The following is a 10183-nucleotide window of genomic DNA, read 5'->3' as shown; positions in this document are numbered from 1 at the left end:
CCTCACCCACGCGCCGGACAAGACCACGACGACCGTGGCGATGGACTTCGGCCGTATCACCCTGGACCAGGACCTGATCCTCTACCTGTTCGGCACTCCCGGCAGGACCGTTTCTGGTTTATGTGGGACGACCTGGTCCGCGGCGCCATCGGTGCGGTCGTCCTGGTGGACACCCGGCGCCTGGCCGACTGCTTCCCGGCGGTGGACTACTTCGAGAACAGCGGGCTGCCCTTCGTCATCGCCCTCAACGGCTTTGACGGGCACCAGCCCTACACTCCGGACGAGGTCCGCGAGGCGCTGCAGATCGGCCCGGACGCGCCGATCATCACCACCGACGCCCGCCACCGCAACGAGGCCAAGAGCGCGCTGATCACCCTGGTCGAGCACGCCCTGATGGCACGGCTGCGCTGAGCGCGCCCGCGCACGGCGAAGGGCCCCCGCACTCCTGGGAGTGCGGGGGCCCTTTGTATGGCGGCCGTTGTGGCTCAGCCCTGCCAACTGTGCGGCGCGGTGAAGCCGTTGGCGCGCTCCAGGCGGCGCCAGCGCGCCTGGGTGCGGCGCGGGCGACGGCGTGCCGGTCGCGGCGGCGGCGCGGGCGAGCAGGACGGCGGTGACGGCGGCGAGTTCCTCGGCGCCGGCCGTGCCCTTCTCCACCCGGACGAGAGTGTCAGTCATGGTCGGTGTGCTTTCTACTGGGGCGGGTTGCCGTGCTTGCGGGACGGCAGGTCCGCGTGCTTGGTGGCGAGCATCGCCAGCGAGCGGATGAGCACCTGCCGGGTCTCGACCGGGTCGATCACATCGTCGATCAGGCCCCGCTCGGCGGCGTAGTACGGGTGCATCAGCTCGGCCTTGTACTCCTTGACCATGCGGGCCCGCATGGCCTCCGGGTCGTCGGCCTCCGCGATCTGCTTGCGGAAGACCACATTGGCCGCGCCCTCGGCGCCCATGACCGCGATCTCGTTGGTCGGCCAGGCATAGGTCAGGTCCGCACCGATCGACTGCGAGTCCATCACGATGTACGCACCCCCGTACGCCTTGCGCAGGATCACCGAGATCCGCGGCACGGTGGCATTGCAGTAGGCGTAGAGCAGCTTGGCGCCATGCCGGATGATCCCACCGTGCTCCTGGTCGACGCCGGGCAGGAAGCCGGGTACGTCCAAAAGGGTGATGATGGGGATGTTGAAGGCATCACACATCTGGACGAAGCGTGCGGCCTTCTCCGAGGCCTCGATGTCCAGCACACCGGCCAGGTACTGCGGCTGGTTGGCGATCAGGCCCACGACCTGGCCGTCCAGCCGGGCCAGCGCCACGATGATGTTGGTCGCCCAGCGCTCGTGGACCTCCAGAAAGTCGCCGTCGTCGACGATCTCCTCGATGACCTTGCGCATGTCGTACGGCCGGTTGCCGTCCGCCGGGACGAGGTCCAGCAGGGCGTCGCCGGTGCGGTCGGCCGGGTCCTCGCTGACCACCCGGGGCGGGTTCTCCCGGTTGTTCTGCGGCAGCAGCGAGAGCAGGTAGCGGACCTCCTCCAGGCAGGTCTCCTCGTCGTCGTAGGCGAAGTGCGCCACGCCCGAGGTCTCGGCGTGCACATCGGCGCCGCCCAGGCCGTTCTGGGTGATCTCCTCACCGGTCACCGCGCGCACCACGTCGGGGCCGGTGATGAACATCTGGGAGGTGTCCCGGACCATGAACACAAAGTCGGTCAGGGCGGGGCTGTAGGCCGCGCCGCCCGCGCAGGGGCCGAGCATCACGCTGATCTGCGGGATGACCCCGGAGGCCTTGGTGTTGCGCTGGAAGATGCCGCCATAGCCGGCCAGCGCCGAGACACCCTCCTGGATCCGGGCGCCGGCGCCGTCGTTCAGCGAGACCAGCGGGGCCCCGGCCGCGATGGCCATGTCCATGATCTTGTGGATCTTGGTGGCATGGGCCTCGCCCAGCGCACCGCCGAAGATCCGGAAGTCATGGGCGTAGACGAACACGGTGCGGCCGTGGACCGTTCCCCAGCCGGTGATCACGCCATCGGTGTACGGGCGCTTGGCCTCCAGGCCGAATCCCTGCGCCCGGTGCCGCCTGAGCGGCTCCACCTCGTTGAAAGAGCCCTCGTCAAGCAGAAGATCGATTCGCTCCCGGGCGGTCAGCTTCCCCTTGGCCTTCTGTGCCTGGGTAGCCCGGTCGCTCGGACCACGCCGAACCTGCTCGCGGATGGCGTGCAGCTCGGCGACGCGCCCTCGGACGTCACTCGCCTCTACGGGCGCACCTTCGAGATTGCTCATGGATAGACGGTACGCGGCAAGGCCCTCCCAGCATCATGTTGACTCCTTACAAGGTAGGGAGTGATTTGGTGGGCAGGGAGTACAGAATCGCACCGGGTCCTTGTCCCTTCCCCGACGTGACCAACGCCATCCGGGCTGTGAGCACTCCACAAAGCCGCATGTCATCCGGGCTGTCCAGGGTGCCTCCGCGGCGGGTCGAGCGGAACCCTGTCTTCCGTCGGCCGACGCCCCGCCGGGCCATGCATGGGGCCCCGCCGGGCCAGGCATGGGGCCCCGCCGGGCCGGCCGGGCCGGCCGCTCAGGTGGCCGTCACGGTGCAGGAGTGCGGGGCGCAGTCGGTGCCCGCAGTCACCCGCAGCCGCAGCGCTCCGCCGGTGCCCAGGACCCGTACCGAGGGGTCGTGCGCGATGACCCGCTGGACCGGGCGGGCCCAGCGGAGGTCCACGGTGCCCCCGGCGCGCAGTGGGTCGGCCAGGTGCACGGTGGCCGTGGCGCCATGCCGGACCACCAGGACGCTGCATGGGGCGGTGACGGTCAGCCCTCCGGCCGTGCCGGGCTGCCAGAAGCTCGCCGCCAGCAGTTCCGGGGAGCGCAGTTTTACGGCCTGGCAGGCGGCCGAGTTGGCGAGCACGGTCAGCCAGTACGGGTCCGCCGCGCGGGCCGCCACCTCCGCCCGGCCGGCCCCGGGCATCAGCAGATAGGCATAGGCGGCGTCCCGGGGGTCGGTGCCGTGCGGATGACACAGGGTCAGATAGCGGCGGGTGAGCGGCTCGGGGSTGCCGCCCTGGTTGATGTCCCGCCAGGCGCCGCGCCGCGCCTGGCACCGCACCATGAGCGGGGCACCGCCGGGGAACACCCAGCCGCCGTGGCCCGCCAGATGCGCCCAGCGGGCCCGGCCGAAGGCCCGTGACCAGTCCCCGGGACCGCCGTGCGGGCGGCCGTCCAGCGTCAGCGCGCCCTCGGCGGCGTCCGCCAGTCGGCGGTTGTCGATCACGGTCTCCACCGGTACGCCGTCCCGGGCGCCGATGCCCGCCCCCAGGCAGACCACGGCATCGGCGGCGAAGAACCAGGACTTGCGGGCCTGGAGCGTGGAGGCCAGGCCCTTGAGGTGCTGCCCCACGGCGGCGTACTCGCCATCGCTCACCCCGCCCACCCAGCGCACCTCGGGTCTGGGCGCGCCCCAGGCGCCGCCCTCGTTGTCGGCCAGGCGCTTGGTGGAGACGGTGGTGCCGGGCAGCCGGCAGGGGTCCACGGTGGGCCAGAACCCGTCCGTGTACTGGCCGCCGCCGCCCGGCGCCCACCAGCTGAGCATCCCGGCACCGGTGTGCCAGCCGCGCGGGTTCTCCCCGTTGCCGTTCTCGTAGTGGGTGATGCGGTCGGAGGCCATGGACAGCTGGACGGTCCAGCCGGGGCGCCGGTGCACGGCGCGGTCCATGGCGGGGAACAGCCGGTGGCCCGTGGCGGCGGGGGCGGGCGCCACGGGCGCGGCCAGCACGGCGGCCAGCCGGGCCAGATCGGCGGTGCCGAACTGCGGGTCGGCCGTCAGCGGGCCGAGGGTGTCGCGGGCCGCCCAGCCCTTGATCAGGGCGTGCCAGCGCCGCCGCTGCTCCGGGCCGGCGGACTCGGCCAGCAGCGCGATGGCGGCCAGCAGCGCATGCCCGCGCTGGTGGTCGCTCTGTGGCACTCCCCCGTCGTTCATCAGCCCCCGGCTGATGGCGCGGCCCGAGACGCCGTCCATCACCAGCCCATCGTGGATCAGCGGGGCGTAGGCCCGCTCCACGCTGTCGAAGACGGTCTGCCGACCGGGGTCGGTGATCTCCCAGGGGGAGCCGTGCAGCAGGGCGAACAGCCTGGCCAGCCCGTCCAGCAGGACCTGGCCGTAGGTGCCGGTGTAGGCGACCCAGAGGTGCTGGACGAAGGAGCCGTCGGCGTACAGGCCGTCGCCCCGGGTGACCCAGGGGAAGACCGGGGTGAGCGCGTCACGGGCCAGCGCCAGCTTGGCCGGTGCGCCGCCCAGCACGCCCCGGAGCGCGACCACCCGGCACAGGTCCACACGGTTGGCGCCGGTGCTGGTGCCGGTGTAGGAGCCCAGTGCGGAGTCGGGGACAAAGTGGTCCACGGCGGCCAGCAGCCGGGCGCGCCGCGCCTCCCCGGCCGCCTCATGCAGCAGCGCCAGAGTGTCCAGCAGCGGCCGGGGACTGCCGATCCGCCACTCCCACCAGTTGCCATAGGGCTTGGTGCCGGGGCGGTAGACGCGGTCGTGCACATGGTCGAGACCGGCCAGAGTGTCCTCGGCCAGCGCCGGGTCCCCGGTCAGCCCGGTGCCGGGCTGGGCATGGGCCATGGCCATGGTGAGCAGCCGGGTGAAGCTCTGGCTGATTCCGGCCGGCGGGTCGAAGGGGGCGTCCGGCCACAGCGATCCGGGCGTGGGGCTCATGGCGCCATGCCAGGCGCGGGCGGCGGCGCCGGTGCGGCGCAGCACGGTGGCATAGGGCTCCGCGCCGGGGTCGTAGCCGTCGCCCAGGAGCAGCTCCAGCCAGCGGCGCCGCAGCGCCGGACAGGGCTCTTCGGCGGCATCCGCGGCGGGGCGCGGGGCGGCGGCGAGGGCCAGCACGGTGGCAAGCAGGGCACGTCGGGTCCACGGCACGGCGGCCTCCGGGTGGTGGCGACGGGCGAGGCAGCACACGGTGGCATGGGGCGGCGACACCCGCAATGACTCCGGCATGAGAGGGTGACGCCCCGTCAGGCACCGGGCGGAAGACTGCGCGGCCGGCGCGGACCGGCCCACACGGTGGCGCCTCGTCAGCCGTGGGGCGCAAAACGCGCAACCGGCCCGGACCGGGCCGCGCCCGGGATAAGCCCCGAATGCACGCCCCCACATGCGCTCCGGGGCGCGCGCCCGGGCGCGGGGGACCGGACACTTCGAGGGGCGCGGGGAACCGCGCGGTCGGCCCGGACTGGCCCGCACCCGAATACGCCCCCGCATGCGCTCCGGGGCGTACCCCCAGGGGCAAAGGGAACCGCGCGCCCTGCCCCCAAGCCGGCGGCGCCCGACAAACGCACCCCCGGACGCACCGGGCGCCCCATGCCTAGCGCCCCAGGCCGCTCAGGCGGTCGATGATCTCGGCCCCGCGCTCCACGCCCGTGTGCAGCGCGATGTGGTGGTCCGGCCGCACCAGCACCAAGGCGTCCCCCTCCACGCCATACGCGGCACGCGCCGCATCCGCCCGCCGGGTGCGCACCAACTCAGGGAAGAGCGCGGCCACTTCGGCCAGTACCGGCTCGCTCGCCGCGCCGAAGCCCAGCAGGGTGAAGTGCCCTCCGGCGAATACCTCGTAGAGCCGGGCGTCCCCGCATGGGGCGTCGGGCGCCCGTTCGCCGGCTCCGGTGCCGCCCCAGGCCAGCGAGGACCAGCCATAGCCGACCCGCAGGGTGGTGGTGTCCTCGGTGAGGACGATCTCGGTGCCGACACCCGCCGTCCTGGTGCCCTCCAGGGACACCCGCAGCCGCTCACCGGTGAGCTTCAGTGTCCAGGCGGCCACCGGCCGCCGCTCCTCGTCATAGGTGTCCAGCAGCGCCTCACCGGCCCGGCCGCGCGCCACCAGGGCCAGTTTCCAGCCCAGGTTGAAGGCGTCCTGGATGCCGGTGTTCATGCCCAGACCGCCGGCGATGGGCTGGACATGGGCGGCGTCACCGGCCAGGAAGACCCGCCCCATGCGGAAGCGGCCGGCCATCCGTGCGCTGACCCGGTAGGTGGACAGCCAGGTGGGACTGGCCAGCCGTACGCCCGGCACCCTGGCGTGCCGGTCGAACAGCCGCTGGAACCCTGCCAGCGAGGGCGGCAGCGGCCGCCCCCCGGCGTCCCGCTCCAGGGAGCTCTGGAGCTGCCAGGAGGTGGTGCCGGGGATGGGCCACAACAGGACGGCGCCGTCCTCGTCGATCCACTGGTGCCAGTAGCCCCGGTCCAGTCCGTCGGCCTCCACATCGCCGCACCACATCACCTCCTCCGCGCTGCTGCCCTCGAAGGACACCCCGAGCGCCTTGCGCACCGCGCTGTGGCCGCCGTCGCAGCCCACGGCGTAGGCGGCGGTCAGGCGCCGACCGTCGGTGAGGGTGACCGTCACCCGCTCCCCGTCCTGGGCCAACCCGGCCAGCTCGCAGCCGAGTTCGACCCGGATGCCCTGGGCGGCGAGCCGGGCGCGCAGGATCTCCTCGACCTTCCACTGCGGTATGCACAGGCCGGTCGGGTAGGGCACGCCCGGGTCGGCCGGGAGGCCGGCGTTGACGTCGGCGTCGTGCAGGGCGCTGCCGTCGCGGTATTTGCGCAGCACCATGCGGGTGCTGCCGGCCGCCGCCAGTTCCTCCCCCACGCCCAGGTCGGCGAGGATCTCGCGGCTGCGCTGGTTGGGGCCCTTGGCGCGGGAAGTCCGGTGGAACGAGGGCGACTTGTCGATGATGCGCACGGACACTCCGGCCCGGGCGAGCGTGCAGGCGAGGGTGAGGCCGGTGGGTCCGGCGCCCACGATGAGGACGGTGGGGGAAGTCATGGGCCCATAAAAGCGATACCGAGACAGAAACGCAACTCGGTAACGAAAGTATCCGAGTAATGGTGCGGCTGGTAGGCTCCGTGCCATGACCGAGGGACTGCGTGAGCGCAAGAAGCGGCGCACCCGGCAGACGCTGTCGGAGACCGCCATCGCGCTCTTCCTGGAGCACGGCTTCGACCGGGTGTCGGTGGCGGATGTGGCGGCCGCGGCGGAGGTGTCCAAGCCGACGCTGTTCCGCTACTTCCCCAGCAAGGAGGACCTCGCCCTGCACCGCATCGCCGACCACCAGGGCGAGGCGGCCCGGGTGGTGCGCGAACGGCCCCCCGGCCACTCGCCACTGGCCGCCCTGCGCACCCACTTCCACACCGGGCTCGACGCCCGGGAGCCGGTCACCGGGCTGTGCGACATCCCCCAGGTGATGGCCTACCGGGACCTGCTCTACGGCACCCCCAGCCTGGCGGCCCGGCTGACCGCCTATGCCGCGGTGGACGAGCGCGCCCTGGCCGAGGCCATCCAGCAGACCGCCGGCGCCGATGATCTGACGGCCCGCCTGGCAGCCGCGCAGATCGTCTCGGTGCAGCACCTGCTGGCCCGGGACAACTGGCGGCGGCTGTCCACGGGCCAGGACCCCGCGGAGATGCTGCGCGAGGCCCACCGGGAAGCCGACACCGCCTTCGACCTGCTGGAGAGCGGCCTGTCCCGGCGGCTGGGGTAAGGGGCACCCCGCCAGGGCACGGGGCTCCGTTCGCCCTGCGGCTCCGCCGGGTGGGCGCGACCGGACACCCACACCCCGCCCCCCGGGCGCCCGGAAACGCGCCCCGGTTCACTCCAGCGGCTCGACCCCCGCCCGCCACAGCCCATACGCATAGGCGTCGTCCAGCGCCTGCCAGGACGCGGCGATCACATTCTCGGCGACCCCCACCGTGGACCACTCCCCCTGCTCGTCCCCGGTGGAGACCAGCACCCGGGTGATGGAGCCGGTGCCCCGCGAGCCCTCCAGGATGCGGACCTTGTAGTCGGTCAGCCGCAGCGCGGCCAGCTGGGGGTAGATCCGCTCCAGGGCCGAACGCAGCGCCCGGTCCAGGGCGTTGACCGGACCGTTGCCCTCCGCGGTGGCCACGATCCGCTCCCCCTTGGCCCAGAGCTTGACGGTGGCCTCATTGGCATGGGTGCCATCCGGGCGGTCCTCCACGATCGCCCGCCAGGACTCCACCCGGTAGTAGCGCAGCGCCCGTCCGGCCACCTCCTCGCGCAGCAGCAGCTCGAAGGAGGCATCGGCCGCCTCATAGGTGTAGCCACGTGCCTCCCGTTCCTTGACGCGCTCCACCACCCGGCCGATCAGCTCCCGGTCGCCGCCCAGCTCGATGCCCAGTTCCTTGCCCTTGAGCTCCACCGAGGCCCGGCCGGCCATGTCGGAGACCAGCATCCGCATGGTGTTGCCCACCAGTTCGGGGTCGATGTGCTGGTACAGGTCCGGGTCCACCTTGATCGCGGAGGCGTGCAGCCCGGCCTTGTGGGCGAAGGCCGAGAGCCCCACATAGGGCTGGTGGGTGGCGGGCGTGAGGTTGACGACCTCGGCGATGGCGTGCGAGATACGGGTCATCTCCGTCAACTTGCCTTCCGGCAGCACCCGTCGGCCGTACTTCAGTTCCAGCGCGGCGACCACCGGGAAGAGGTTGGCGTTGCCGACCCGTTCGCCGTAGCCGTTGGCGGTGCACTGCACATGGGTGGCCCCGGCGTCCACCGCGGCCAGGGTGTTGGCCACCGCGCAGCCGGTGTCGTCCTGGGCGTGGATGCCCAGCCGGGCGCCGGTGTCGGCGAGCACCGTCCGTACCACGGCGCCCACTTGGGCCGGCAGCATGCCGCCGTTGGTGTCGCAGAGCACCACCACCTCGGCGCCCGCGCCGGCCGCGGTGCGCACCACCTGCGCGGCATAGCCGGGGTTGGCCCGGTAGCCGTCGAAGAAGTGCTCACAGTCCACGAACACCCGGCGCCCATGCGCCCTGAGATGGGCCACGGTGTCGCGCACCATGGCCAGGTTCTCCTCCAGCGTGGTGCGCAGCGCCAGTTCCACATGCCGGTCATGGGACTTGGCGACCAGGGTGATCACCGGCGCTCCGGAGGCGAGCAGCGCGGCCACCTGGGGATCGTCCTCGGCCCGTACCCCGGCCCGGCGGGTGGCGCCGAAGGCCACCAGCCGGGCATGGCGGAAGTCGATCTCCCTGGCGGCCCGTTGGAAGAACTCGGTGTCCCTGGGGTTGGCCCCGGGCCAGCCGCCCTCGATATAGCCCACGCCGAAGTCGTCCAGGTGCCGGGCGATGGTCAGTTTGTCGGCGACGGTGAGGTTGATCCCCTCACGCTGGGCGCCGTCACGCAAGGTGGTGTCGAAAACATGGAACGCGTCGTCGGGCCCCTGCGGTGCCTGGGTCATCTGCTGTGACTCCTGTCGGGATCTCGGTCTACCGGAATAACCGGTTCCACCGTCCTCCGGTGACCCCGCGCGCTGGTGTCTCCCCGCCTGGTGGGCCGGGAAACAAGAAGACCTCTCGCGGGTGCGAGAGGTCTGCGCGCGGGTCGTGGGACACGGTGGCCGCGCCGTTACGGGTGGTACGGGGCGGTCACTGCGGACCGGCGCGCCTGCTGCCGGTAATCATGGCCAGCGGAGCATAAGGGGCATGCTGCCACGAGGGGCCGCCCGGCGGCGGACCGTCTCACGATGCGGCACCGCGTCCGGCCGGGCCGGCTCCGTCTCGTCCCGCCCCACCCGCTTGAGGTCGATGTCCCGGGTCTCGCGCATGGTGAGGTAGACCACCAAGGGAGACCGCCGCACAACCCGCCACATACCAGTAGTAACCGGACTCCATGCCGCCCTTCTTGAACCACAGCGCCACATACTCGGCCGTCCCGCCGAACAGCGCGGTGGCCAGGGCGTAGGCAGGGCGACGCCCAGCGCCCGGATCCCGGTGGGGAACAGCTCGGCCTTCACACAGGCGTTGATCGAGGTGTAGCCGGTGACGATCACCAGCCCCAGCAGGGACAGCCCCAGGGCCGGCCAGAAACCGCCCGCGTGCTTCAGCAGCGTCATGATCGGCACGGTGAGGAAGGTGGCGCCCACCGCAAAGGTGATCAGCAGCGGGCGGCGGCCGATCCGGTCCGAGAGCGCGCCTGCCAACGGCTGCAGCGCCGCGAAGACCACCAGGGCGCAGAAGCTCACCAGGCTGGCGGTCGGCTTGGCCATCCCGGCGCTGTTGGAGGTACTTGGTGAGATAGGTGGTGTAGGTGTAGTACGCCACGGTGCCACCCATGGTCAGGGCCACCACCAGCAGCGCCTCGCGCTTGTGCCGCAACAGGGCCCGGATGGTG

At 72.3% G+C, this 10183-nt stretch carries 5 protein-coding genes and 3 pseudogenes; 2 read left to right on the top strand and 6 right to left on the bottom strand.

Annotated elements, in window-relative coordinates; translation table 11 throughout:
- Positions 1-411 (top strand): annotated as a pseudogene (locus CV755_RS00080) (GTP-binding protein); the annotation flags it as partial.
- A gap of 74 nt (positions 412-485) precedes the next feature.
- Here CV755_RS00080 and CV755_RS00075 read toward each other — a convergent pair.
- The 4 genes and pseudogenes from CV755_RS00075 to CV755_RS00060 all read right to left on the bottom strand — a co-directional run bounded on the left by CV755_RS00075 (position 486) and on the right by CV755_RS00060 (position 6820).
- A pseudogene (locus tag CV755_RS00075) lies at positions 486-675 on the bottom strand (acyl-CoA carboxylase subunit epsilon).
- Positions 676-689: 14 nt separating this feature from the next.
- Positions 690-2273: an acyl-CoA carboxylase subunit beta gene (locus tag CV755_RS00070; RefSeq protein ID WP_109278022.1), complete on the bottom strand. Its 1584-nt coding sequence runs from the start codon at positions 2271-2273 to the stop codon at positions 690-692.
- 298 nt (positions 2274-2571) lie between these two features.
- Positions 2572-4920 (bottom strand): polysaccharide lyase 8 family protein, encoded by a 2349-nt coding sequence (locus tag CV755_RS00065; protein WP_422070489.1) that lies wholly within the window; start codon positions 4918-4920, stop codon positions 2572-2574.
- 442 nt (positions 4921-5362) lie between these two features.
- Positions 5363-6820, bottom strand: coding sequence for an FAD-dependent monooxygenase (locus CV755_RS00060; RefSeq protein WP_109278020.1), 1458 nt, complete (start codon positions 6818-6820; stop codon positions 5363-5365).
- 85 nt (positions 6821-6905) lie between these two features.
- Between CV755_RS00060 and CV755_RS00055 the strand changes: the two genes are divergently transcribed.
- Entirely contained in the window at positions 6906-7535 is a 630-nt protein-coding gene (locus tag CV755_RS00055) for a TetR/AcrR family transcriptional regulator (protein WP_109278019.1), read from the top strand.
- Positions 7536-7643: 108 nt separating this feature from the next.
- Here the strand turns inward: CV755_RS00055 and cimA are convergent, their stop codons facing one another.
- Together cimA and CV755_RS00045 are read right to left on the bottom strand one after the other, a co-directional pair.
- Complete coding sequence (cimA, locus tag CV755_RS00050) at positions 7644-9251, bottom strand: citramalate synthase (RefSeq protein WP_109278018.1); 1608 nt, start codon at positions 9249-9251, stop codon at positions 7644-7646.
- A gap of 219 nt (positions 9252-9470) precedes the next feature.
- Positions 9471-10183, bottom strand: a pseudogene (locus tag CV755_RS00045) (MFS transporter); the annotation flags it as partial.

Source organism: Streptomyces orinoci (assembly GCF_003121295.1).
Taxonomy (GTDB): Bacteria; Actinomycetota; Actinomycetes; order Streptomycetales; family Streptomycetaceae; genus Streptomyces; species Streptomyces orinoci.
Note: the sequence above shows the minus strand (reverse complement) of the source record. Positions and strands in the feature narration are given on the sequence as shown.

Bases quoted from the DNA above. Each gene is read 5' to 3' on its own strand.
- CV755_RS00070 (WP_109278022.1), bottom strand. From the start codon at position 2,273: ATGAGCAATCTCGAAGGTGCGCCCGTAGAGGCGAGTGACGTCCGAGGG.
- CV755_RS00060 (WP_109278020.1), bottom strand. From the start codon at position 6,820: ATGACTTCCCCCACCGTCCTCATCGTGGGCGCCGGACCCACCGGCCTC.
- CV755_RS00055 (WP_109278019.1), top strand. From the start codon at position 6,906: ATGACCGAGGGACTGCGTGAGCGCAAGAAGCGGCGCACCCGGCAGACG.
- cimA (WP_109278018.1), bottom strand. From the start codon at position 9,251: ATGACCCAGGCACCGCAGGGGCCCGACGACGCGTTCCATGTTTTCGAC.